Origin of the sequence: Mycetocola tolaasinivorans (assembly GCF_003667565.1) — a bacterium.
Taxonomy (GTDB): domain Bacteria; phylum Actinomycetota; class Actinomycetes; order Actinomycetales; family Microbacteriaceae; genus Mycetocola; species Mycetocola tolaasinivorans.
The window spans coordinates 27013-50245 of record NZ_RCUX01000003.1; the positions used below are offsets into that span (position 1 = coordinate 27013).

Below are 23233 nucleotides of genomic sequence, written 5' to 3' on the forward strand. Positions count from 1 at the left end.
CGCCTGATCGGACACAGAATTCACGGAATTGCATCATGTTTGCACACAGTTTTCGCGCCTACCGTGAGGAAAATTGGTGACCGCGGGAAGGGCGGCGCAACATGAACAGCAGCGTGGCACGAGACGATAGCATCAGCCGGATTGGGGGCACCCCGGAGTGTATCCCGGCGAACGGAGATACCGATGGGCGGATCAATCCGAGTGCCGTTTTTGTACGTATCTCGTACAACAACCCCTCTGGCAAACCACAGTTCTCACCGGAGGACTGGCTGGAATCCCTCGGACCGTTGAAAGACTCGAGCGTCGAGGGCATCATCGTTCAGGCAGTCGCCGAGGCTCGTATCATCGACAACAAGCCGGTTCCCGAGTGGGTACCATACTTCTCGAATAGGGACGTCGTCACCAGCAAGCCCATTTATCCCCCCTTTAGTGGCAACCGGACGGGACTGGATAAGCAGCTCGGCTATGTCCTGCAGGCGGCGAAAAAACTCGGACTAGAGGTCACGATCGGTCTGGGCGTAGACCAACCCACGTGGTTTAAGCCCGCGGCAGGCTGGAACAATCCGGATTGGCTGCGCGTGGAGGCCGATCGCGCGGCGGCCACGATTCGCACGATCTGGGCCGAGTTCGGCGCCGACTACGCCGGCACGATCGTGGGCTGGTACCTGCCCTACGAGATCGAGGGCTATCGGATGAATAGGTTCAGCGGCACCGGCGCCAACTCTGACAATACCCGCGCCTACGTCGACGACTATCTCGCCCCCACCTCCCGCGCGGCAATGGAGATCACGGATCTCCCAAACATTCTCGTGTCACCACTCTTCAGTCCCATGACGCGATCGCCCCAGTCTTCCGACGAATTCGAGCGGCTGGGCGGCTGGGAGCGCACCTGGGCGCGGGTGTTCAGCACCACCAGCGTGAACATCGTCGCCCCCCAGGATGGTGCCGGATCGGGCAAGACCGACGAGAGCGATATTGCCCGCTGGTTTGCGCCCCTCGTCTCGGCACGCGATCGATCCGGAACCCCGGGTGCGCAGGTCTGGGGTAATGCCGAAAACTATCGCGATCAAAATGCCGGCATCACGCACATGGGGGTGCGGCAGCTCTCCCGCAACCTGGCGGCGATGAAGCGTGCGGGTGCGACGGACCTCATCATGTTTTCGATTCACGTCATGGACCCCCGGGTGCCGCGTGATGAGCCGTACGCCCGGGCCTACCGGGCGTGGGTCGCCGGGGAATCTGCGCCCAAGAGCCGGCTTGGCGCGCCTCAGGACGCGAGTATTTCGGTGGGCATCGAGGGTGACCCACTCACCACAGCCCGGGTAACCTGGGGCGCTTCGACACCCCTCGCACCCGTCACGCTACCCGAGGGTGCCAGCACTCCCGAGGAGATCACGGAAACGGAGTATACGGTTGCCGGCTATCAGGTGCGCCGCGATGGTCGTGTGATTGCTGAGTATCCGGCCGAGGGGCCGAACATTCATCTCGACCATCAGCTGAGCCCGGGCCGCACCGCCGTATATCAGGTGTGGGCGTTCGACTACTGGGGGACGTTCTCGCCCTCTACCGAGCCCCTGATGGCGGTTGTGGAGTGGACGGGTGGCGCGCTCGAAATGAGGGATCCCGCACCCTCGGTAGACGCGTTCAACCTGGCATTTGGCGCGCCCTATGCGCTGTCAAAAACGGCGGAGGGCGTGAGTGTGGGGGCGAGCGGAATCGGGCCCGTCTCCACCCCGATCGCGATCGATCCAGCCTTCTACCCGGATATCCCGGAGCCTCTGGCACCGGTGCTCGAGCCCAACGAAAAGGAGGCGGAGCGCCACTTCTTCCGCGGTGCCCTGACCGACGGGATCCTCGGCTCCCCGGCCGATCTTGAGCAGGGCTGGCAGGGCCAGTACAGTAAGGGCCGCGCGGGGTACTGGGTACTGACCCTTGACCTCACCTCCGTAAACGGCTCGGCGGATGCGGCACTGCGGAGCATCGGAACGCAGTGGATGCACGATCCCCCGAACAACGTCTACGCCCCCACGGCCGTGGAGGCCATGCTGTACGACTCCTCGGGAACGCTCATCGCCTCGCTGCCCGCGGTCACCCGTGCCCGCGCGGGGATAGGCGACAAGAGAGGTTCGGGCTGGTACTGGCATACGGCGGTGCGCACCATCGTGGGGGTGACGCGCATTCGGTTCGCGATCCAGCAGCGCGCCGACAGCTGGTCCCTCGCGGGGCAGGTTTTTGTGCAGAACGAGAACGAGACAAATGTCGCGCTCGGCGCACGCTATTCCCTGCGGCGATTCAATCCCGCTCCGCTGCTGTATACCCTCGATGGCGGTGCCCCGCGCTATCCCGGAACTCGGTCTCGAGGGCTCACCGACGGGGCACACGGCCCGGAAACAGGGCCGGGGTCGGGATGGAACGGGTGGTTCATGGGCGCAGAAAACGGTCAGGATGCGTTCCTGACCGTGGACCTGGGTACCGAACAGTCGGTGGCCGAGGTGGGAATCACCGCGCTTCGCAGTGAGGCTCAGGCCATCGAGTTCATTCGAGGGGGCCGGGTACGAAACGCTAACGCTGATGGCACCTGGGGGGAGTGGGGCCCGTATCTCTCACTCGAGGATGCGCCGCGGCCACCACAATCAACCCGGGAACACTCCGTGCTGCCCGGCGCCGGGCGTGCCCGCTTCGTCCAGCTTCAGCTGCGGACGGCCCCGGAGCGATGGCTCATGCTCGACTCGGTCACTCTGCGTGCCTCTCGCTCGACGGACGTAGCCCGGGGGCGAGAGGTCTCCAACGCGACGTACCTGCAGAGCACGCCCGACCAGCGAAAGCGCGGAACCTGGAGCCCCACCTCGAGTACCCCCGCCCGACTCCAGGTCCTCACCTCGGGAGACCCGATCGATGTGGCGGCTGGCCCCCAGACCTCACGCTGGGCCAGATCCTCCGCTGCCGATGTGGTGCGAGGCACCGGAACGCGCTACGGCACCAGCTACGACGTGGATCTGGGGCCACGGGCGCGTCTCATTCGCGAGGTCACCACTACCTGGATGGAACTCTACGGGCTCTCGATCATTCTGCCGCCGGAAATGACGGTTCTGTACGCGGACGAGGACGACGTCACCTGGCATCCGTTTGGCTCGAGTGGCGGGGCCTCGGTACCGCAGGAACTCGGACGCGACACCCTCATTCGGACGTATCGGGTCGTGCGTGAGACGCCCGTTGCCACGCGCAGAATCCGCATCCAGTCCTGGAATGGAAGCCTCAAGCCCTGGACCGTCGGGCGCGCCCACTTGGCCCTCGCGGCCATCACGGCACACGAGAGTGAGCCGTCTAAAACGAGCTAGATGACGATTCATGACGTCTCGTGACGAACCGCTCGCGGCGAGTGGATAGCGTGGTCTCTAATCCGCTAGGCGGATGACCCCGCTACCGACCGACCGAGATGAGTCCCGTGCCTGCCAGTGCCGCCGCCCGAGTACGCTTTGACAGCGTCGAAAAGTCCTTCGCCGGCGCGAGCCGGAGCGAGGGGGAGCGGCGCGTACTCCGAGATGTCACGCTCGATGTTGCACCGGGCGAGGTCATCGCGATCCTCGGTACGAGCGGCTGTGGAAAGTCCACGCTGCTCCGCATCGTGGGAGGCCTCGACGGCGCGACCGGCGGGGCCGTGCGCCTCGACGAACAGAGCATCGTCGGTATCGATGAGCGCACGGCGATCGGCTTCCAGGAACCGCGGCTGCTGCCCTGGCGTACCGTGACGCAGAACGTCGCGCTGGGGCTGCCCCAGGGCACCCCGGCCGCCGCCGGTCGCGAGCGCGTGGCCCGGCTGATCTCCCTCGTGGGCCTGGAAGACTTCGCCGATCACCGCCCGCGGGAAATCTCCGGCGGTATGGCGCAGCGCACCTCGCTCGCCCGCGCGCTTGCCCGCACCCCGGGCGTCCTGCTGCTGGATGAGCCGTTTGGTGCGCTCGATGCGCTCACCAAGCTGCGTATGCAGGATCTCCTCCTCAGCATCCACGAGGCCGAACCGGCCACCATCCTGCTCGTGACGCACGATGTGGATGAGGCGCTCCAGCTCGCCGATCGCGTGATCGTTCTCGGCCACGAGGAGGGCATCAGCGGAGCGACGATCATCGAGGAACTCACCGTACCCGGCACCCGGCCCAGAGACCGCGGATCAGCGGAGCTCGCCGAGCTGCGCGGCCGCCTGCTTTCCGGACTCGGAATTGACCGTCACGGCAGCGCGCGCGGTATCGAAACCGAGCCCGGCATTCCCATCTTCCCCTACTAGTTTCCCGAGCCCTCCCCAGGCTTTCACACAGCACAGCACACAGCAAAGGAACCCCATGAAAACCCGTTCACGCACCCTGTTCGCCGCCATCGCGCTCGCCGCGGTCACGACCCTGGGGCTGTCGGCCTGCGCTGGCGAGGATGCCGCGCCCGCCGCCGGGGGCGCGAAGGGCGGTACCCTCAACATCGACTTCGCAACCTACAACCCGCTCTCACTGATCATCAAGGACAAGGGGTGGCTCGAGGCCGACCTCAAGGATCAGGGCGTGACCGTGAACTGGATTCAGTCTGCCGGCTCGAACAAGGCCAACGAGGGCCTGCGCGCGGGAGCACTGGACGTGGGCTCGACCGCAGGTGCCGCCGCCCTGCTCAACCGCGCAAACGGTTCGGAAATCAAGGCCATCACCATCGCCAATAAGCCCGAGTGGGCCGCCCTGATCGTGGGTAAGGACTCCACGATCGCCGATGTGGCCGAGCTCAAGGGCAAGAAGATTGCCGCGACCAAGGGCACCGATCCCTACTTCTTCCTGCTGCAGTCGCTCGAATCGGCCGGCCTCACCCCGCAGGATGTCACGATCGAAAACCTTCAGCACGCCGACGGCTGGTCCGCGCTGCAGGGCGGTTCGGTGGATGCCTGGGCGGGACTCGACCCGATCATGGGGGGCGCGCTGGAAAACGGTGCGAAGTTCCTCTACCGCAACGTCGACTTCAACTCCTATGACGTGGTGGCCGCGACCGAGTCGTTCATCAAGAAGAGCCCGGAACTCGTTCAGGCCGTGGCCAACGTCTACGCCGATGCACGGGCGTGGGCACTAAAGAACCCCGAGGAGACCGCCAAGATCCTCGCCGAAACCGCGAGCCTCGATCAGGCCGTCGCGACCAGCGTGATCACCGAGCGCACCAACTTCGATGTTGATCCCGTGCCCGGTGACGCCCAGGAGAAGGTGCTGAAGATCATCGGTCCGGTGTTTGTCGAGACCGGTGACGTAGCAAACCAGGCCCAGGTGGACGACGCACTGAAGAACCTGTTCGACCCGACCTTCGCGAAGGCCGCGAAGACCACCGACCGCTCCTAACCGCCCTCGCCGGCCGCGTGCGCGCGGCCGGCGGGCGGATGCCCCGGAAGACTCATGACACACGCACCCACCCCCGCCACCGCCGTTCGCGCCGCCCGCCCGCGGACCGGCAGGTCCCGCTCGCTCACGGTAATCCTGGGTGGCGCGATCATCCCGCTGGTTTTGCTTGCAGTCTGGCAGACGGTGGCGTCGCTCGGCATCATGCCTACCTCGCAGCTGCCCTCCCCGGTGATGGTGTGGGATGCCGGGGTGGATCTCGCCCAGCGCGGTCTTCTGCTTCCCAACATCGGTATCTCGGTGCAGCGTGTCTTCCTCGGCTTCGCCTTCGGTGCGGCCGCCGGTCTCTTCCTCGGGGCCATCGTCGGGCTCTCGCGCCTCGGCGACGTTCTGCTGGCACCAACGCTCGGTGCCCTGCGCACGGTGCCCTCGCTGGCCTGGGTGCCGCTGCTGATCATCTGGCTCAAGTACGGCGAGGTGTCGAAGGTGACCCTGATCGCGATCGGTGCGTTCTTCCCCGTGTACACCACCGTCTCGGCCGCGCTGCGCCACGTTGACCGCAACCTGGTCGAGGCCGCCCGAGCGTTTGGCCTCAACGGTTTCGCGCTATTCCGCACCGTACAGCTGCCCGCTGTGCTGCCCTCGGTGATTTCCGGCCTCCGCCTCGCGCTCGCGCAGGCGTGGCTGTTCCTGGTGGCTGCCGAACTACTGGCGGCGTCAATGGGGCTTGGCTGGTTGCTCTCCGACTCGCAGAACAACGGCCGTACCGATCGCATCTTCCTTGCGATCATCCTGCTCGCGATCATCGGTAAGCTCAGCGATGCCCTGATCGGAATCTTCGCCCGCTGGGCGAACAAGCGCTGGGCTTAGAGTCCGCGCTAGCTCAGGAGTCCGCGGATATCCTCGGCGGTGAGCCCCGCCCCCACGGCGTCGCTGCCGGTGAACATCGCGTCAAACAGTGCCGACTTCTTGCGCTGCAGCGCAAGCACCTTCTCCTCGATGGTGTCGCGCGCGATCAGGCGGTACACGAAGACGTGCCGGGTCTGGCCGATGCGATGGGCGCGGTCGATCGCCTGGTTTTCCGCCGCCGGATTCCACCAGGGGTCGAGTAAAAATACGTAGTCGGCGGCGGTGAGGTTAAGCCCCACCCCGCCCGCGCGCAGGCTGAGTAGGAACACCGGGGCGTCGCCGTTTTGGAAGCGGTCGATGACCTCCTGGCGGTGAGTGGTTGAGCCGTCGAGGAGCTCCCAGGCGAGACCGACCTCGGCGAGGCGATCGCCGATCCGGCGGAGGAACGAGGGGTACTGGCTAAACACCAGGGCCCGGTGGCCCTCGGCGCGTGCCTCCAGGAGGTGCGCGATGAGGAGGTCAATCTTGCTGGCCGGAATATCGGCGTGCTCCTCGGCATCGATCAGGGCGGGATCCAGCGCCAGCATGCGCAGCAGTGTGAGAGAGCGGAAGACGATGAAGCGTTGGCGATCGAGATCCTCGAGGAGGTCGAGAACCTTCTGGCGCTCGCGCTGGAGGTAGACGTCATAAAGGTCGCGATGCGCGGGGGCGAGATCGACCTCGATCACCTGCTCCTGTCGATCGGGAAGCTCGGGGGCCACCTCCTCCTTGGTGCGGCGCAGCACGAAGGGGCGAATGCGCTCGCGCAGACGAGCGAGCACCGCGAGCCGGTGCGCGGCACGGTCGGCGGGCCCGCGGCCCGCCCCGACGCCGCGCGAGATGCCCGCGGGCTCGGACTCCACCGGGCGCACATACTCGAGGGTGAAGCGCGCGGCCGGCGGCAGAAGCCCCGGGGAGACCACCGCGAAGAGCGCATGGAGGTCGCTCAGCGAGTTTTCCAGCGGGGTGCCGGTCAGGGCCAGCTTCCAGCGTGCGGGGAACTCGCGGGCGCGAACGTGGGTCTGGGCGCTCGCGTTTTTGACCGCCTGGGCCTCGTCCAGGATGAGTCCGGCCCAGGGGCTCGCGGGGCGGGCGTACTCCTCGTGATCGAGACGCAGCAGGGTGTAGCTGGTGATCAGGATGTCGGCACCGTCGGCGAGTTCGGCGATGCCGGGTTCACCCGAGGCGCGGGTGCCGCGCACCGTACGCACCACGAGCCCCGGGGTGAAGCGCGCGGCCTCGGCGGCCCAGTTGGCCACAACCGAGGTGGGGGCGACTACGACGAAGGGGCCATCGGTGGGTTTCTGGGTTCGGGCGTGACGTATCAGGGCCAGGCACTGCAGGGTCTTACCGAGCCCCATATCGTCGGCAAGGATGCCGCCGAGGCCGTGCTCATACCCGAATTTCAGCCACCCGAGCCCCGCACGCTGATACGGGCGCAGTGTGGCCGCGAGGCCCTCGGGTTCGGCCGATTCGCTGGGAGCCTCGGCGGTCAGGGCGCTCACCAGGCGCTGCCAGGCGGGATCGGACTCCACGTGGTCGGCGTGCTCGGTGAGGTCGTTCCAGAGCGTGGCCTGATGCGGTCCGATGCTCGGGGAGGTGATCCATTCGGCGGCATCGCTGCCCGCGTGAATCAGCTCGGCGAGCGGGGCAAAGGCCGGGTGCTTGAGCGAAAAATAGGTGCCATCGACGAGTTTGAGTCGGCGCGCGTTTCGAGCCAGCGCGCGAAACAGCGGCTCGAAGGGAATCTGAACGCCATCTACCGTGACGGTGACCCCGAGATCGAACCAGTCGGTGCGGGTGCCGGGCTCGGCGCGCACCGAAATCTGCGGCGTGCCCCGGAGCCGACGATACTCGGGTGACACCCCGTGCTGCTCAACCCGGACCCCGGGGAGCGCCGCCAACGCGGGCAGGAGGTCGGTGGCAAATTCGGCGGCATCGAAGTCCCGCAGTTTCCGGGCGGAGGGAAGGCCGCCCGGTGCGGGATCGATGGCCCAGCCCTCGGGGAGAATTCCCTCGGGAAGTGCGTCGGCCACCCGGAGGGGCGCCCCGCCCGGCGGAAGCTCGCTCCACTCCCAGTGCAGCGACACCGTGTGTCGAGGCTCGTGCTGAACGTGCAGGATCAGGGTGACGGGCACCGGCTCGGGCACCGCGATGCTCTGATCGGAGCTGCGTAGGCTTACCCGCTGCGCGAGGGCGGGCAGAAAGTCGCGCTCAAATTCGCGGCGTTCGGCGGTCGGGACGCGCACCGGCGAAGCGCCGAGGAGATCGGCATACTCCGCGGGAAGGGGGGTGGACAGCGGGGCGAGGGTGAGGGTGCGCGGCGTCTCGGTGGACAGTGCATACACGCCGTGGGTGCCGAGCGCGCGGGTGAGTTCGGAGAGTACCTCCTCGCCATCGATCTCTACCCGGGACCTCAGCAGGACACCCTCCTCCGTTTCGCTGAGATCCAGGCTCACGGTGCCCGCACCCGCGAGGCGAATCTCCGGTACCGTGCGCGAGCCCACCAGGGGGATGTTCAGCGCCACGGCCTGGGTGAGCAGAGGCCAGAGCAGCGGATTATCGAAGCCATCGAGCGTGTACCACTGAGGGTCCTGCCCCGTTTCGGCCGGAATCGTGGCCCGGTAGAGCGCCGTGAACTGCGCGAACCAGCGCTGTTCGGCCTCGCCGAGACCGAGCCGGTGGCGCTGATGCGCGATGGTGTTCCAACCCACGCCGGTGGTCAGCCAGCCACGCGGACCGCGCAGGACCGGCCGAATGGCGAGCCGCACGTGCGCAGGCAGAGAGGGGGCCTCGAGGGATGCCGCGGTGACCGCACGGGAGGTGGGCCCGTTCCACCTGGCGGCGGTGCGGGGAATGACCTCACGGAGCTCGGCACGCAGCCCGAGCCGGATGGGATCGCTCGCCGGCGCGGCCGCGATGGGGATGAGCCGGTCGCGCCAGTTTGAGGACGCGGAGCTCAGATCGGGCATGGGGTTATTCTCTCACTCCGCACCGACACTCTCCGGCATCAACGCTCAGTGATACCGACACTCTCCGGCATCAACGCTCAGCGATACCGACACTTCCCGAAGTCGAGCCCTTAGGCGTGCGGAGGCCCGATTGGTAGCACGGCTTCCGGGTACACCACCAGCGAGAAGTTTCCGCAGGACACGGTCTCGGTCGCACCGGTTCCCGCGGAGTCTGCGGATGCGTTCAGGGGTGACCAGGGCCCGCGAAGCAGCACGGAGGCGTGGCTCGGCGTCACCGTGCCCCGGTTATCCAGCCAGACGTAGCGATTGAGCACGGGATCCACCTGCAGCAGGCGGCCCGGGATTCCCAGTTGCGCGTTGACCGGGCGGGCATCCCAAAACGAGCCGATCGCGACCACGTCGTGAGCCGCAAGCCAGTTCGCGGCGCAGGCGGCATCGCGGTCCAGGGTATCCGTGAGCGCGCGGCGCGGGGTTGCCGCGACCAGGCCGACGAGAAGGGCTGTAATCGCCGTCAGCGCGATGGCGGCGAGGCGCAGCTGCCGCCCCGTACCGATGCGTGCGTCAATCGGCGCGGGCGTGATGCGCATATCCGCTATCAGCGCGGTGATGCCGAGGAGCGGGGCAAAGAACACCGGTGCGAGGTACCGCGGCGCATCGGTGCCGAGTGCGATGCCGAACCCGATCACGATGATCGGTGCGACCACGGAGACCAGCCCGAGAAACAGTGCCGCCGACCGATTCTCTCGGTCCGCGCGCCGCACCACCTGGGCGCAGCAGGCGAGCGCACCCAGCACGAGCAGGGTGCCCGCCACACCGCCCGGTGTGCGGATGTAGGTGGCAAATGCGGCACCATAGGCATCGAGCGAGGCGGCGAGGGCGTTCGGTCGGACGTAGGTGTCGGCCTCCTTCGCAATCAGGTCGCCGAGGGTGAATCGGAGGAGGAACCCCAGCACCGTCGCACCGGAAAGGACCGCGATGAGGGTCAGGGGTGCTCGCCCCGTTCGCGGCCGTCGCATTCTCCATACGAAGAGTAGGGCTACGCAGGCGGGGGCAATCAACCACCCGCCGATCAGTGGATTACTGAGCGTGGAAATGCCCACGATGGCGGCCAGTGCGATGTGGGCGAGGATCACGGGGACGCGTCGCGGGGCCGGGCGCGGTGTGCTGAGGAGCCACGCGCAGAGTGCGGCACCGAGGAGCAGTGCGATGGTCGTAGCACCGTAGTAGGTCGGGGTCATCACGAGCGTGGTGAGTTCAAAACTTGACCGGGTGATACTCGACTCGGTCAGGGTCAGCAGGGTGAGGAGTGCAAGCCCGGCGAGAGCGCCGCCGACCGCGCGCGGGTGCGAACGAGGTGTCTTATCGCCGCGGGAGACGGCCGCGGCGGCGAGGCGCAGGGCACCATAGATGAGGAGCATCGAGCAGGCCGCATAGGCAACGAGCGCGGCGTGCGCGGTGGGAAGAATCGCGGCGAGAATCAGGTACAGCGCGAGTTCAGGGATGAAGAGCACGCTCGAGAGGGCCCAGTGCTGGGGTTCGCCGGCCAGGAGGGAGGCGCGTACGAGCTGCGGAAACACAGAGTCGCCATCGCCGAAGAGGAGCCAGGACCGATCGGTTTGGAGAAGGTGCGTGACGGCCAGGGTGGTGAGTAGCAGCGCGGTGCCGACACCGATCAGTTCCGTGCGGACCCAGCGCCCGCGCGCGGTTCGTCCGGCAGGGGGTGGTGAGTCGCGCTGCACGCTGGGAATCGCGGCGGGGTCGGTGGGCGCCATCCGGACGATCTTTCCGCGGGACGGGCCGGCCTGGGATCAGAGGGTGCCGGGAGAACTACCGCTACCGAACATTATGGCAGTTTTGTGATGGCCACTCCGGGAGCACACACGGGAATCAGGGCACGCTCGGTGCCGTGATCGCCGAGTGGGAGATTAGCCGGGCCAGATTCCCGAGGTTCCGCGCCGATGGCTGCCCAGGAGGTGGGTGTCAATGATCCCGATCGCCTCCATCAGCGCAAACATCGTGGTGGGGCCGACGAAACCGAACCCCCGCGAGCGTAGCGCCTTGGCGAGGGCGATCGATTCGTCAGAGGTGGTTGGCACCTCGCTGACGCGGCGCGGCATGGGCGTAGTGGCGGGGCCGAAGGACCACACGAACTCGACCAGCCCACCATCGGCCCGCAGCTCGATCGTGGCGCGGGCATTGCGAATGGTGGCGTCGATTTTGCGTCGGTTTCGGATGATTCCGGCGTCCCCAAGGAGTCGTTCGACGTCTCGCTCGTCAAAGGCCGCGACCTCATCCGGCTGAAACCCCGTGAAGGCGTTCCGGAACGCGGGACGCTTGCGCAGGATGGTGGCCCAGGACAGCCCGGACTGGAATGCCTCCAGACTGATCCGCTCAAACAGGCCCGCTTCGTCGCGCACGGGCATGCCCCACTCGGTGTCGTAGTACTCGCGCAGCAGCGGGTCTCGTGCCGCCCACGGGGGCCGTGCCAGGCCGTCCTCGCCGATGATCGGGCCGTCCTCGCCGATTACCGGGTCACCCTCGATGGCCGGCACTATGCCTGCGCTCGGCCGAGAGCAACGCGCGCTTCGCCTCGAGTCCGCCGATGTAGCCGCCCAGCTGTCCGTCGGTGCGGAGTACCCGGTGGCAGGGCACCACGATCGGGAGCGGGTTGGTGGCGCAGGCGGTGCCTACCGCGCGCATTGCTCGCGGCCGGCCGAGCGCCTCGGCGACGTCCCGGTAGCTGACGGTCTGGCCGTATTCGATACTCGGCAGGTAGCGCTGGACCTCGCCGCGAAACGGGGTGGTGAGACGGCGATCGAGGGTGAGGTCGAAGGAGCGACGCTCCCCGGCGAAGTACTCGTTCAGTTCGTGTAGTGCATGCGATACGGGATCGGCATCGCGGAAGATGCGTGCCCCTACCCGCTCCGCCAGGTGTTCGAGCACGCCGTCAAAGCCCTCGCGCTCAAAGGCGACTCGGACGAGCCCCACCTCGGTGGCGGCGAGCAGGAGGCGACCGAGGGGCGAGTCGACGACGGAGTAGGCGACGTCCCGGGCTCCGGTATCGCGGGCGTGCTCGCGGAGTGCGACACTCAGCCGTGCGAGGACGTCTGCCTCCTCGGGCAGGGGAGCGTGGCCGAACGTAAACGGTGCGTCGGCCGTAAACGGTGCGTCGGCCGTAAACGGCGCCTCGGTGGGTGCCGTGTCGGGCACCCGGGGGCTGGAAACTGTGTTGGTCATGCGGAGACTCCGTCTGCCTGGTGTGTGCCCGTGCCGGGCTGGGTAACGACTGTAGGGGTAGTGGGTGAACTCACGTTCACCGTGAGCGCCGCACGCAGCGTACGAACGCCATCGGACCCGGCACGCCGCGCGGCCGCGGGACTGATCCCGCTCTCGCGGGCGACATCGGCGTAGGGAAGCCCGGCCAGATAGTGCAGGGTAACGGCGGAACGCTGCCCCGGTGGGAGTGCGGCGATCGCGCGGTAGAGGTCGAGGTGGTCGGTCTGGGGGAGCCCGAGCCGGGAGTGCGGCTCGGGCGCGTGTTCAAGCGTGGTGCCCTGCTTCGTACGAACACGCAGTACGTCGATGGCCTTACGATGCGCCACGGTGACGAGCCAGCCGCGCACATTCTCAGAGCTCGCCAGGTTTTCCCACTCGGCGAGTGCGGCGGCGAAGGTCTCCGACCAGGCGTCCTCGGCATCGGTATGGACGCCGAGGACAGCGCGGCACACACGCAGAACCGTGGTGCCGTGTTGATCCACGGCGGTTTCAAACGGAAGCAGAGCTGACATGACGTCCTTGGGTGTGGAGGGGATCTTCTGTCAGGCTAACGCGCGAGCCCGCACAAATGTGAGGTTCGTTTCGTGGGAAGTTCTGTGAGTGCGGGGAAGCCGGTAACGTTGAGCCGTGGCTCGCACCCGTTACCCGCGAGCGCACGAAAGGAAACCCGTCGTGACCGCACGCCGTATCGCGCTCGTCGCCCTGCACTCATCCCCGCTTGAGCCGGTTGGTTCCGGCGAAGCCGGCGGGATGACCATCTACCTTCTCACCCTGGCCCGGGCGCTGGTGCGCGCCGGCGAACGCGTCGACCTCATCACGCGTCGCACCGATCCCGCCGATGCGGCCGTCGTTGAGCTTGAGCCGGGTCTGCGCGTACGCCTGATCGACGATGGCGACCCCCGATACCTGGACAAGCCGGACCTCCAGCCGCCGCTGATCGAGGCGTTCTCGCGCGCGCTCGCCGCGGGGGAACGCTACGACCTCATCCACTCGCACTACTGGTATTCCGGTATGGCCGCGCTTCCGGTGGCGCGCGAGTGGGGTGTGCCGCACGTGCAGACATTCCACACCCTGGCCGCGTTGACGGCGACGCTGCGTCCGCCGGGAGCCGGCCCGCAGGAGCCCGAGCGGTTCCGGGGCGAGGCGATGCTCGCCCGCGAGAGCGACCTCGTGATCTCGCTGAGCCGTGCCGAGGCCGCTCAGATCACCGAGGGTAACGTGCGCGTGGTCTCCCCGGGTGTGGATCGCGAACTCTTCCATCCCGGCGGCCCCGCGGGCGACTACCTGCTGATCGCCGCGCGCCTGCGCACCGTCAAGGGAATCGATCTCGCGATCGACGCGCTGGCGCAGATCCCGGTGGCCGAGCGGCCCGAGCTGCGCATCGCCGGTGGCGGTACGCCCACCCATCGTCGTCGCATCACCGACCACGCGGCCGCCGCGGGCGTGGAGATTCGCCTCCTCGGCAGCCTCGATCGCGAGCACCTCGCGGCCGCGATGCGTTCGGCCGCGATCGTGCTCATTCCCTCCTATTCGGAGACCTTCGGTCTCGTCGCGACCGAGGGTGCTGCGAGTGGCGTCCCCGTGATCGCCTCCCGCGCGGGTGGCCTGCAGGATGCCGTGCGCGAGGGTGTCAGCGGTCTGCTCGTGGATGAGCGCAGCCCGGAGCTGTGGGCGGAGGCGATCACGTCGCTCATGCGCGATCCCGAGCGCCGACGTGAGCTGGGCCTGCGCGGCCGTGAGTACTCGGCCGAAACGGACTCCCGGGTGGCCGCCGCGCGCGTGCGTGAACTCTATGCGGGGCTGATGGATGCCGCAGAGACCGAGCGTGCCCGTGGCTAGCGGTCTGCCCGCCGAGTTTTCCGCGGGGGTGGTACTCGTCCACGCGCATCCGGATGATGAAACCCTCACCACCTCAGCGCTCATCTCGGCGCTCGCCGAGGCGGACATCACGGTCACCGTGGTGACCGCGACCCGCGGTGAACGGGGCGAAATCGTGCCCGGTTCGGTGCCGAACGGTGCCGATCTCACGGCCGTGCGCGCCGCCGAACTGCGGGCGGCGCTGGATGCGCTCGGCGTGTCACGCCACGCCTACCTGGGCGCGGGTCGCCGTCACTATCGAGACTCGGGCATGGTGTGGGGTGCGGATGGCCGCGCGGCCGCCGCGCCCGACCGCGACCCCGAGGCCCTCACCGCGGCCGAACCGGCAGAGATGGACGCCGACCTGCGCGCCCTGATCCTTGATGGTGCCCCCGGTGCCCCCGGTGCCCTCGTCACCTACGACTCGGATGGTGGCTACGGACACCCCGATCACCTCGCCTGTCACGAAATGACGCGGCGGGTGGCGCGGGAGCTTGAGCTTCCGCTGTACGTGATCCTGGATCCCGAGGATCCGGACTTCACGCTCGAAATCTCACGGGCCGAGCACCGGGATCGAGTACGGGCGGCCCATGCGGCGCACGCGAGCCAGTTTGCCCTGGCGGACACCTTCGTGACCCACTCCGGAGGCCAGATGCAGGAGCTGCAGGCCGTGGAGCGCTTCCGGCGCGTCGACTAGGCAGCGATACCGGACCCCGTCGTCGAACCGGAAGTGGCGGCCTCTGCGGGTGCCTCCACGACCGCGGCGCGACCCAGCGGGATCACCAGCGGCGATCCGGTCACCGGGTCGGTAATCACGCGGCAGGGGAGTGAGAAGACGTCCTCGACGAGCTCTTCGGTGATGACCTCCGCCGGGGTGCCGCTGGCGCGGACGGCACCGTCCTTCATCGCGATGACGTGGGTCGCGTAGCGGGCCGCGTGGTTCAGGTCGTGGAGCACGGCGACGAGGGTCTGGCCACCCTCGTTGAGCTCGCGGAACAGCTCCAGTACATCGATCTGGTGCGCGATGTCGAGGTAGGTGGTGGGCTCGTCGAGCAGGAGTGCCCCGGTGTCCTGGGCGAGGACCATGGCGACCCAGACGCGCTGGCGCTGCCCGCCGGAGAGCTCCTCAACCAGGCGTTCGGACAGCTCGGTGGTCTTGGTGGCGGCGAGTGCGCCGGCGACGGCCCTCTCATCGGCCTCAGACCAGCGGGTGAACAGACCCTGGTGCGGGTAGCGGCCACGCGCCACGAGGTCGGCTACGCGGATGCCGTCGGGTGCGATCGAGGTCTGCGGGAGCAGCCCGAGGCGGCGCGCCAGCTCCTTGGTGCCGAGCTTTGAGATGTCCGCTCCGTCGAGCAGGACGGTGCCCTCGCTCGGGGTGATCAGGCGTGCCAGCGAGCGCAGCAGGGTGGACTTTCCGCAGGCGTTCGGTCCGACGATGACGGTGAACGAACCCTCGGGAATCTCCACCGAGAGGTCGCTGCTGATGACCGTGCGGTCGTATCCGATCGACACCGCGTCCGTGCGCAGCTTCGCGGAGGACGGGGTGTTCTGCGGGATCTGGGTCATGACTCTCCGGGTGGGGTAGGGGGAGGGAAGCCGTCTAAATGGCGGGTTCCGCTTTGGGTAGCCTAACCATAAAGTAGCGCGATTTCGAGGTGTTTATACCGACGGGATGTCGATCCTCAGGGCCGCGAAACGTGGCGGGACAGGCCTAGGAGGCCTGACGGGCGGCACCCTCGGTGTCCGATTCCGCATGCTCAACCGTCGCGTCGGGTACCGCGAGACCGAGCAGCGTTTCGAGCGCTTCCAGGTAGCGATCGTGCTCGCCGGCGCGGGCGAGTTCCCGAGCGCGGACGGTGGGCACGTGCAGCATCCGACCCATCAGGTGACGCAGTGCGCGCTCGGCGACGCCATCCGGATCGCGCGGGGCAACCCGAGCGACCTCCTCCTCGAGGATCTCATGGGCGTGTCGGCGCATGGCCACCACCGCGGGATCGAGGCCCTGTTCGGAGGTCACCTGAATGAACTTTTTGGCGGCGCGATTGACCAGCACGCGGGCGTGTTCGGTGGCCTGGACCTCCTCCAGCGGCGCGTGCAGTCGGATGGTTTCGAGGTCGAGCAGCTCGATGTTTCCGGCGCTCACGACGTCGGGATTGACGTTGCGCGGCAGTCCGAGGTCGATGACCAGCTGGCGTGCTGGCGCGGTGATCGGGCAGCCCGGGGCATCCTCGTGATCGAGCTGCGGCGGGTTCGTCAGCACGAGGCGACGCCCGGTGGTGACAATATCGGCGTCGAGCACAAAGTCGGAGGCCGTGGTGCAGGTCACGATGAGGGACGCCTCGGCCACGGCGGCCGCGAAGTCGGCGGCCGCGACGGCCTCGATATCGTGGCCCTGGGCGAAGCGGGCGGCGCGCCCGGATGGTGAGTAAACGGCGACGTTTGTGACCCCGCGATCACGCAGCGCGGCGAGGCTCGCCCCGGCATAGGCACCGGTGCCGATCAGGAGCACGCGCAGTGTCGACCAGTCGTGGATGCGGCTCTCGCTGAGATCCAGAGCAAGGCGTACGAGCGAGCGGCCCGCCCGGCCCAACGGGGTCTTGTTCTTGACCGCCCGGGAGGTCTGCGAGGCGCGCTGGAACAGTCGTTCAAGATCGCTCGTGGTGGTGTCTTCGGCGCGGGCAAAATCAAGCGCACGGCGCACCTGACCGGCGATTTCTCCCTCGCCCACCACCACGGATTCGAGCCCGGAGGAGACGGCAAAGAGGTGCCGGGCTGCCTCCTCGCCCACGTGGAGATCCCAGGTGTCGACGAGCTCATCGGTGGCGATCTGCGCCGAGCTCGCGGCGGCCTCGGTGAGCGCGGTGCGCGCCTCGGGCGGGGTGCCGTCGGTGCCGAGTTCGAGGTAGGCCTCGAAGCGGTTGCACGTGTTGATGATGACGGCCCCGGTGATGTCGGGGTTGGCATCCAGTAGGGCGCGCTCAAGACGCCCCTCGGCGGCGGAAAGTCGCTCGAGGAGGTCGAAGGAGGAGTTCTTGTGGCTCGCGGTCAAACAGATCAGCACGTATCCATAGTAACCCGAGTTTTTTGGCCGCTGACCGGGATAAAGTTCCCGACACGGTGTCGGCGAGGCCTCGACCGGTTGTCGGCAACTTTTCGCGCGAGGTTTGAGATGATGGGGTCATGCTTGTCCCCACCACACACCCGCTTCAGGCGGGATTGACCGCCGAGTCCACCCTCATCTCGGCGTACCGCGGTATCCGTCCGGCCACGACTCCGGTCTGGTTTATGCGTCAGGCCGGCCGCTCACTTCCCGAGTATCGGGAGCTGCGCGTTGGAACCGAGATGCTGCAGGCCTGCCTCACCCCGGAGCTCGCGAGCGAGATCACGCTGCAGCCGGTGCGTCGACACGCGGTGGATGCGGGAATCTTCTTCAGCGACATCGTCGTTCCGCTGAAGCTGGTGGGGGTCGACGTGTCGATCGTTCCCGGTCGCGGCCCGGTGATGGGTAAGGCCGTGCGCACCGCCGCCGACGTCGCCGAACTCGTGGCAAACGATCCTGCCCAGCTGGACAGCGCACTCGGCCCGATCATCGACGCCGTGGCCCGCACGGTGGCCGAGCTCGGCACGACCCCGCTGATCGGCTTTGCCGGCGCTCCCTTTACCCTTGCCGCCTACCTCGTTGAGGGTGGGCCGAGCAAGGATCACATCCGTGCCCGCACGATGATGCACTCGGACCCCGAATCCTGGGCCGCGCTGATGGCCTGGACCGCCGAGATCACCGGCCGGTTCCTGCGTGCCCAGGTGCTCGCCGGGGCCTCGGCCGCTCAGCTGTTCGACTCCTGGGCCGGATCCCTCTCGCCCGATGACTACGCGCGCCACGTGGCCCCGGCCAGCGCCCGCGTACTCGAGTTCGTGCGCGACCTCACCTTCACGCTGCCCGACGGGACCACCGAGGCGCGGGTTCCGGTGGTTCACTTCGGCGTGGGTACCGGTGAGATCCTGCCGCAGATGCGCGATGTGGGTGCCGACGTCGTGGGTATTGACTACCGCACCCGCCTGGATGAGGGCATCCGGCGCCTCGGCGGAAACGTGCCGGTTCAGGGCAACATCGACCCGGCCATGCTTGCCGCGCCCTGGGCGGTCCTTGAAGCGCACGTCCGCGAGGTGCACCGCCGGGGACTCGACGCCCCGGCCCACGTGATGAACCTCGGCCACGGCGTACCGCCCGAGACCGACCCGGCCGTACTGACCCGCGTGGTCGAACTGGTGCACTCGCTGTGATCGAGCCACGTCACATCGTTATCGTCGGGGGCGGCGTGGCCGGCCTCGTCGCCGCGGTTGACTGTCTCCGCGTGGGCATCCGCGTGACCGTTCTGGAAGCCTCCGAAATGTTCGGCGGTTCGGTATCTCCCGTCGAGGTCGCCGGAATGGTGCTGGACGGCGGCGCCGAGAGCTACGCGACCCGCGGCGGCCACGTGCGTGAGCTCGTGACCGCGCTCGGTCTCGAGGACCAGATCGTCACGCCGAATCCGGCCGGTGCCTGGCTGCGTCGCAGCGACGGCGCCTCGGTGCCAATGCCGAAGACGGCGCTGCTGGGTATTCCCGCGAATCCGCTCGCGGAAGACGTTCGCCGCGTGATCGGCACCCGCGGCGCGACCCGCGCGTACCTGGATCGCGTACGCCCGGTGCTCACCATCGGTCGCGAGCACAACCTCGCCGAGCTCGTGCGCAAGCGCATGGGGGAGAGCGTGCTCACCGAGCTCGTGACCCCGGTGGTGCGCGGCGTCTACTCGGTGGGACCGGAGGACATCGACGTGGATCGCGTTGCTCCCGGCCTGAACCAGGCGCTGACCCGCACCGGCTCGCTGGGGGCCGCGGTCGCGGAACTCACCGATGCCGCCGGCTCCGCGCGCGCCGGTGCGCGCGTCGAGGGGATCGATGGCGGCATGCACGTGCTCGTGAGTGCTCTGGTGGCCGAGATCACCCGCCTGGGCGGTGCCGTGCACGCCGATACCCCGGTGACCGCGCTGTATTCCGGCGCGATCGCCCCCGAGGACCTCCCCATGGCTGAGGACGCCGATCCGGCCGCCGTGGCCGAGCCCGCGGGCGATCACACCCTCTGGAGCCTGCACACCGCGGGTAACGTGCTCCACTATGCCGACCGTGTGATCATCGCCACCGCCGAGCTGCCCGCCTTCGCGCTTCTGGCCGATGCCGTGCCCGCCCTCGCCGAGGAAACCGCCGAGGTTTCCCCCGAGGTCGTGCTCGCCACGCTGCTACTGGATGCCCCGAACCTCGATGGTCATCCCCGCGGAAGCGGCGTGCTGATCGCCGATCAGACCGATGAGCGCGGCGTGCGTGCCAAGGCCCTGACCCACTCGAGTGCGAAGTGGGGCTGGCTGGCCAACGCCCTTGCCGAGTTCCCCGGTCGTCACGCCGTGCGGCTGTCCTTCGATCCGGATCGCCTGGGCGAGCGCACGGATGACGAGCTGGCCGAGATCGCCCGCGCCGATGCCGCCGCCATTCTCGGCGTCGACCTTCCCGAGAGCGCGGTTGTCGGATTTGCTCGGACGCGCTGGCGCAGCACACCGCCGGGTGCCGCCCGCGGGGCGCGCGAGCGTGCCGAACGAATTCGCGCGGCGATTACCGCGGTGCCCGGGCTCGACGTGACCGGTGCCTGGCTGTCGGGAACGGGGCTCGCCTCGGTTGTGCCCGACGCCCATGCGGCGGCCAAGCGCGTGCGGCACCTGGTCGCCACCGAGTACCTCGAAAACGATGAGCTTCGCGGTGGTGCCGCCCCGGCAGCACCCTCCGCGCCCGTGGCCGGGGAGGAAGATCCCTCTCCCGCGTCAGCCTCCACGGCACCCTCGAACACCGTCGACACGAACACTAAGGAGTAGCCATGTCCACCGCTACCAGCCCGGTAAACACGCCGGAAAATCCCTTCGGTTACACCCTCTGGCTTGTGCTTCGCCGGAACCCCGCGTTCCGTGGCGAGTACTCCGCGGGGGCCGTGGGAGAGCTGTCCGAGGTTGTCGATCAGCTCGCCGCGAAGGGTGTCGTGACCCGCGGTTTCTACGATGTGTCGGGCCTGCGCGCCGATGCCGACCTGATGATCTGGATCCACGGTGACCGTGCCGAAGACCTGCAGTCGGCCGCGCGCGTGCTGCGCCGCACCGAGCTGCTGAGCGAGCTGCTGCCCACCTGGAACGCCCTCGGTGTGCACCGCGAAGCGGAGTTCAACAAGCGCCACGTGCCCGGCTTCCTGACCGGCCGCGAGCCCAAGGACTGGATCACCGTCTACCCGTTCGTGCGCAGCTACGAGTGGTACCTTCTGCCCGAGGAGGAGCGCGCTCAGATGCTCATGGAGCACGGCCGGATGGGTGCCTCGTTCCGCGGGGCCATCGCCAACACCGTCTCCTCCTTCGCGCTCGGCGACTACGAGTGGATCCTGCCGATCGAATCCGATGAGCTAACCGAGCTGGTCGACATGATGCGCGAGCTGCGCGCTACCGATGCCCGTCGCCACGTGCGCGAAGAGGTGCCCTTCTATACCGGCCGGCGTATTCCGGCCTCCGAGATTCCCGAGGTGATCCGATGAGTGACCTGAAATCCACTGAACAGTCCGGCGGCTGCGGCGGCAACTGCGCCTGCTCGCGCGAGGGATCGGCCGAGGCCGTAACCATCGAGGCGGCACCCGTCGCCGCGGTGCCCGAGGCCGCAACGCCCGATGCCAACATCGTTCCCGGTGCCACCGAGGCCGCCCGTTCAGGTGCGCCGTTTGTGGAGACCGCCGTGGACTACGACGCGATCCTGCTCGCCGGTTTCGGCGGCCCCGAGGGTCAGGACGACGTGATCCCGTTCCTGCGGAACGTGACCCGCGGCCGCGGAATCCCCGAGGAGCGCCTCGAGGAGGTGGCCGTCCACTACCGCCACCACGGCGGCGTGAGCCCGATCAACGACCAGAACCGCGAGCTCAAGGCGGCCCTCGAGGCCGAGCTGGCGAGCCGCGGCATTGACCTGCCGGTGATCTGGGGTAACCGCAACTGGGACCCCTACCTGCGCGATGCCGTGCAGGAGGCTCACGACCGCGGCTACCGCAAGCTCATCGCGATCGCGACCAGCGCCTACTCCTCCTTCTCCTCCTGCCGTCAGTATCGCGAGGACTTCGCGATTGCGCTGGACGAGACCGGGCTCGAGGGCAAGATCGAGATCGATAAGGTGCGTCAGTTCTTCGACCACCCCGGTTTTGTGACCCCGTTCATCGAGGGTGTGGGTGACGCACTCGCGAAGATCGTGCAGGACGTGCGCGATATTGATCTCGCGACCGAGGTCAAGATCCTGTTCGCGACCCACTCGATTCCCTCCACCGACGCGGTGCGTTCCGGCCCCGCCGAGCGCAACTTCGGCGAGGGCGGTGCCTATGCGGCGCAGCACCTCGCGGTGGCCGAGGTCGTGATGGCCGCGGTGCAGCAGGAACTTGCGATCGATCAGAACGTACCGTGGGAGCTCGTGTACCAGTCCCGTTCGGGCCCGCCGAGCATGCCGTGGCTGGAGCCCGACATCAACGACGTGATCGAGGAGCTGCCGGCCACCGGCACCCGTGCCGTCGTGATCGTGCCGCTGGGCTTCATGAGCGACCACATGGAGGTCCTGTGGGATCTCGACAACGAGGCCACCGAGTCGGCCACCGACGCCGGTCTGTACTCGCTGCGCGTGCCCACTCCGGGCACCCACCACGAGTTTGTGAAGGGCCTGGTTGACCTGGTTCTGGAGCGCCGCGACGGCGTGCCGGTGTCCGAGCGTCCGGCGATGACCGACCTCGGCCCCTGGTACGACGTGTGCCGCCCGGGCTGCTGCGAAAACGTCCGGGCCGGGTTCAAGCCGGCCCTCGCGGGGATCGCGCCGTGACCCTGAGCCCCGCCGAGACCCCGGGTGCCGTTCTGCGGATCGGTACCCGGGGCAGCGCGCTGGCCCTGGCCCAGACCGGGGATGTCGCGCGCGCCATTACTGAGGCCACCGGCATCGAAACCGTGCTGATTCCGGTGACCACCCACGGGGACGTCACCCGGGCCTCGCTTGCGAGCCTCGGCGGCACCGGGGTGTTCGCCTCGGCGCTGCGTGACTTCCTGCTGGCGGGGGAGTGCGACCTCGTGGTGCACTCGATGAAGGATCTGCCCACCGCGGCGGCCCCCGGGCTCGCGATCGGTGCGGTGCCGGTGCGCGCGGATGCCCGCGATGCGCTCTGCGCCCGCGACGGACTCACCCTCGCCGAACTGCCCGAGGGCGCTCGCGTCGGGACGGGTTCGCCGCGGCGGATCGCTCAGCTGCGTCGTCGCCGACCGGACCTCGAGATCGTCGACATCCGCGGCAACATCGACACCCGGCTGGGGTTTGTCACCTCGGGTGAGATGGATGCCGTGGTTCTCGCCGTGGCCGGGCTGGAACGCCTCGGCCGCGAGGCCGCGATCACGGAGCGTTTCGAGCTGGACGCCTGGCCGCCCGCACCCGCCCAGGGTGCGCTGGCAATCGAGGTGCGGGCGGCGGATCTCGCGGCCGCCGAATCGACCCCGATCCGCGCCGCCCTTGCCGCGCTGGAGCATGCCGCCACCCGAGCCGAGGCCGATGCCGAACGCGCCGTACTCGCGCGGTTGGAAGCCGGCTGTGCCGCCCCGATTGGTGCCCACGCGGTACTCACCGAGGCTACGCTCGCGCTGCATGCCGCGGTCTACGCTCCCACCGGTGCCGAGCTGCGAGAGCAGACGCGGTCCGCGCGGGTTTCCGCGGGCGCTGCGGCCGATGCCGCGCGTGGTCTCGGCATCGAGCTTGCCGATGCACTCCTGGCCGACGGCGCCGCGACCATCGCGCCGCTGAACTAGGCCG

At 68.1% G+C, this 23233-nt stretch carries 18 protein-coding genes; 11 read left to right on the forward strand and 7 right to left on the reverse strand.

Going from position 1 to position 23233, the window contains the following annotated elements; translation table 11 throughout:
- Positions 1–101 precede the first annotated feature (101 nt).
- The 4 genes from D9V32_RS03850 (at position 102) to D9V32_RS03865 (ending at position 6224) form a co-directional block, all read left to right on the forward strand.
- Positions 102–3338, forward strand: coding sequence for a DUF4434 domain-containing protein (locus D9V32_RS03850; RefSeq protein WP_121647594.1), 3237 nt, complete (start codon positions 102–104; stop codon positions 3336–3338).
- Positions 3339–3436: 98 nt separating this feature from the next.
- Positions 3437–4282, forward strand: a complete 846-nt coding sequence (locus tag D9V32_RS03855; protein ID WP_121647595.1) for an ABC transporter ATP-binding protein — start codon at positions 3437–3439, stop codon at positions 4280–4282.
- A 55-nt stretch (positions 4283–4337) separates the two neighbouring features.
- Entirely contained in the window at positions 4338–5357 is a 1020-nt protein-coding gene (locus D9V32_RS03860; RefSeq protein ID WP_121647596.1) for an aliphatic sulfonate ABC transporter substrate-binding protein, read from the forward strand.
- A 54-nt stretch (positions 5358–5411) separates the two neighbouring features.
- Positions 5412–6224: an ABC transporter permease gene (locus D9V32_RS03865; protein ID WP_121647597.1), complete on the forward strand. Its 813-nt coding sequence runs from the start codon at positions 5412–5414 to the stop codon at positions 6222–6224.
- Positions 6225–6232: 8 nt separating this feature from the next.
- Here the strand turns inward: D9V32_RS03865 and D9V32_RS03870 are convergent, their stop codons facing one another.
- The 5 genes from D9V32_RS03870 to D9V32_RS03890 form a co-directional block, all read right to left on the reverse strand.
- The gene (locus D9V32_RS03870; protein WP_121647598.1) at positions 6233–9214 is read right to left on the reverse strand and encodes a DEAD/DEAH box helicase; all 2982 of its coding nucleotides are present in this window, start codon (positions 9212–9214) and stop codon (positions 6233–6235) included.
- A 110-nt stretch (positions 9215–9324) separates the two neighbouring features.
- Complete coding sequence (locus D9V32_RS03875; RefSeq protein WP_121647599.1) at positions 9325–10986, reverse strand: hypothetical protein; 1662 nt, start codon at positions 10984–10986, stop codon at positions 9325–9327.
- 153 nt (positions 10987–11139) lie between these two features.
- Positions 11140–11766 carry a DNA-3-methyladenine glycosylase I gene (locus D9V32_RS03880; protein WP_281272122.1) on the reverse strand — a complete coding sequence of 209 codons (627 nt, stop codon included), beginning with the start codon at positions 11764–11766 and terminating at the stop codon, positions 11140–11142.
- Complete coding sequence (locus tag D9V32_RS03885; protein WP_121647600.1) at positions 11747–12451, reverse strand: methylated-DNA--[protein]-cysteine S-methyltransferase; 705 nt, start codon at positions 12449–12451, stop codon at positions 11747–11749. Before D9V32_RS03885 ends, D9V32_RS03880 begins: the two co-directional genes overlap by 20 nt.
- Positions 12448–13002: an RNA polymerase sigma factor gene (locus D9V32_RS03890; RefSeq protein ID WP_121647601.1), complete on the reverse strand. Its 555-nt coding sequence runs from the start codon at positions 13000–13002 to the stop codon at positions 12448–12450. The genes D9V32_RS03885 and D9V32_RS03890 overlap by 4 nt, the downstream gene beginning before the upstream one ends.
- Before the next feature lie 160 nt (positions 13003–13162).
- Here D9V32_RS03890 and D9V32_RS03895 point away from each other — a divergent pair, with 160 nt between their 5' ends.
- Together D9V32_RS03895 and D9V32_RS03900 are read left to right on the forward strand one after the other, a co-directional pair.
- Entirely contained in the window at positions 13163–14329 is a 1167-nt protein-coding gene (locus D9V32_RS03895) for a glycosyltransferase (RefSeq protein WP_121647602.1), read from the forward strand.
- On the forward strand, positions 14316–15044 hold the full coding sequence (locus tag D9V32_RS03900) for a PIG-L family deacetylase (protein WP_183086169.1): 729 nt from the start codon (positions 14316–14318) through the stop codon (positions 15042–15044). Before D9V32_RS03895 ends, D9V32_RS03900 begins: the two co-directional genes overlap by 14 nt.
- On the opposite strand, the gene D9V32_RS03905 is transcribed toward D9V32_RS03900, so the two are convergent.
- Positions 15041–15916 (reverse strand): ABC transporter ATP-binding protein, encoded by an 876-nt coding sequence (locus tag D9V32_RS03905; RefSeq protein ID WP_121647604.1) that lies wholly within the window; start codon positions 15914–15916, stop codon positions 15041–15043. The genes D9V32_RS03900 and D9V32_RS03905 overlap by 4 nt on opposite strands.
- A gap of 145 nt (positions 15917–16061) precedes the next feature.
- Positions 16062–17411, reverse strand: coding sequence for a glutamyl-tRNA reductase (locus D9V32_RS03910; RefSeq protein WP_121647605.1), 1350 nt, complete (start codon positions 17409–17411; stop codon positions 16062–16064).
- 119 nt (positions 17412–17530) lie between these two features.
- Between D9V32_RS03910 and hemE the strand changes: the two genes are divergently transcribed.
- From hemE to hemC, 5 genes are read left to right on the forward strand one after another with little or no spacing between them, the layout of a single operon-like run.
- Positions 17531–18631, forward strand: a complete 1101-nt coding sequence (hemE, locus tag D9V32_RS03915) for a uroporphyrinogen decarboxylase (RefSeq protein ID WP_121647606.1) — start codon at positions 17531–17533, stop codon at positions 18629–18631.
- On the forward strand, positions 18628–20250 hold the full coding sequence (locus D9V32_RS03920; RefSeq protein WP_121647607.1) for a protoporphyrinogen/coproporphyrinogen oxidase: 1623 nt from the start codon (positions 18628–18630) through the stop codon (positions 20248–20250). Before hemE ends, D9V32_RS03920 begins: the two co-directional genes overlap by 4 nt.
- A 2-nt stretch (positions 20251–20252) precedes the next feature.
- Positions 20253–20951, forward strand: coding sequence for a hydrogen peroxide-dependent heme synthase (gene hemQ / locus D9V32_RS03925; protein ID WP_121647608.1), 699 nt, complete (start codon positions 20253–20255; stop codon positions 20949–20951).
- 5 nt (positions 20952–20956) lie between these two features.
- Positions 20957–22261 carry a ferrochelatase gene (locus tag D9V32_RS03930; protein WP_425461996.1) on the forward strand — a complete coding sequence of 435 codons (1305 nt, stop codon included), beginning with the start codon at positions 20957–20959 and terminating at the stop codon, positions 22259–22261.
- Positions 22258–23229, forward strand: coding sequence for a hydroxymethylbilane synthase (gene hemC, locus D9V32_RS03935; protein WP_121647609.1), 972 nt, complete (start codon positions 22258–22260; stop codon positions 23227–23229). The genes D9V32_RS03930 and hemC overlap by 4 nt, the downstream gene beginning before the upstream one ends.
- Positions 23230–23233: the final 4 nt, after the last annotated feature.

Bases quoted from the DNA above. Each gene is read 5' to 3' on its own strand.
- D9V32_RS03850 (WP_121647594.1), top strand. From the start codon at position 102: ATGAACAGCAGCGTGGCACGAGACGATAGCATCAGCCGGATTGGGGGC.
- D9V32_RS03855 (WP_121647595.1), top strand. From the start codon at position 3,437: ATGAGTCCCGTGCCTGCCAGTGCCGCCGCCCGAGTACGCTTTGACAGC.
- D9V32_RS03860 (WP_121647596.1), top strand. From the start codon at position 4,338: ATGAAAACCCGTTCACGCACCCTGTTCGCCGCCATCGCGCTCGCCGCG.
- D9V32_RS03865 (WP_121647597.1), top strand. From the start codon at position 5,412: ATGACACACGCACCCACCCCCGCCACCGCCGTTCGCGCCGCCCGCCCG.
- D9V32_RS03870 (WP_121647598.1), bottom strand. From the start codon at position 9,214: ATGCCCGATCTGAGCTCCGCGTCCTCAAACTGGCGCGACCGGCTCATC.
- D9V32_RS03875 (WP_121647599.1), bottom strand. From the start codon at position 10,986: ATGGCGCCCACCGACCCCGCCGCGATTCCCAGCGTGCAGCGCGACTCA.
- D9V32_RS03885 (WP_121647600.1), bottom strand. From the start codon at position 12,451: ATGACCAACACAGTTTCCAGCCCCCGGGTGCCCGACACGGCACCCACC.
- D9V32_RS03890 (WP_121647601.1), bottom strand. From the start codon at position 13,002: ATGTCAGCTCTGCTTCCGTTTGAAACCGCCGTGGATCAACACGGCACC.
- D9V32_RS03905 (WP_121647604.1), bottom strand. From the start codon at position 15,916: ATGACCCAGATCCCGCAGAACACCCCGTCCTCCGCGAAGCTGCGCACG.
- hemE (WP_121647606.1), top strand. From the start codon at position 17,531: ATGCTTGTCCCCACCACACACCCGCTTCAGGCGGGATTGACCGCCGAG.
- hemQ (WP_121647608.1), top strand. From the start codon at position 20,253: ATGTCCACCGCTACCAGCCCGGTAAACACGCCGGAAAATCCCTTCGGT.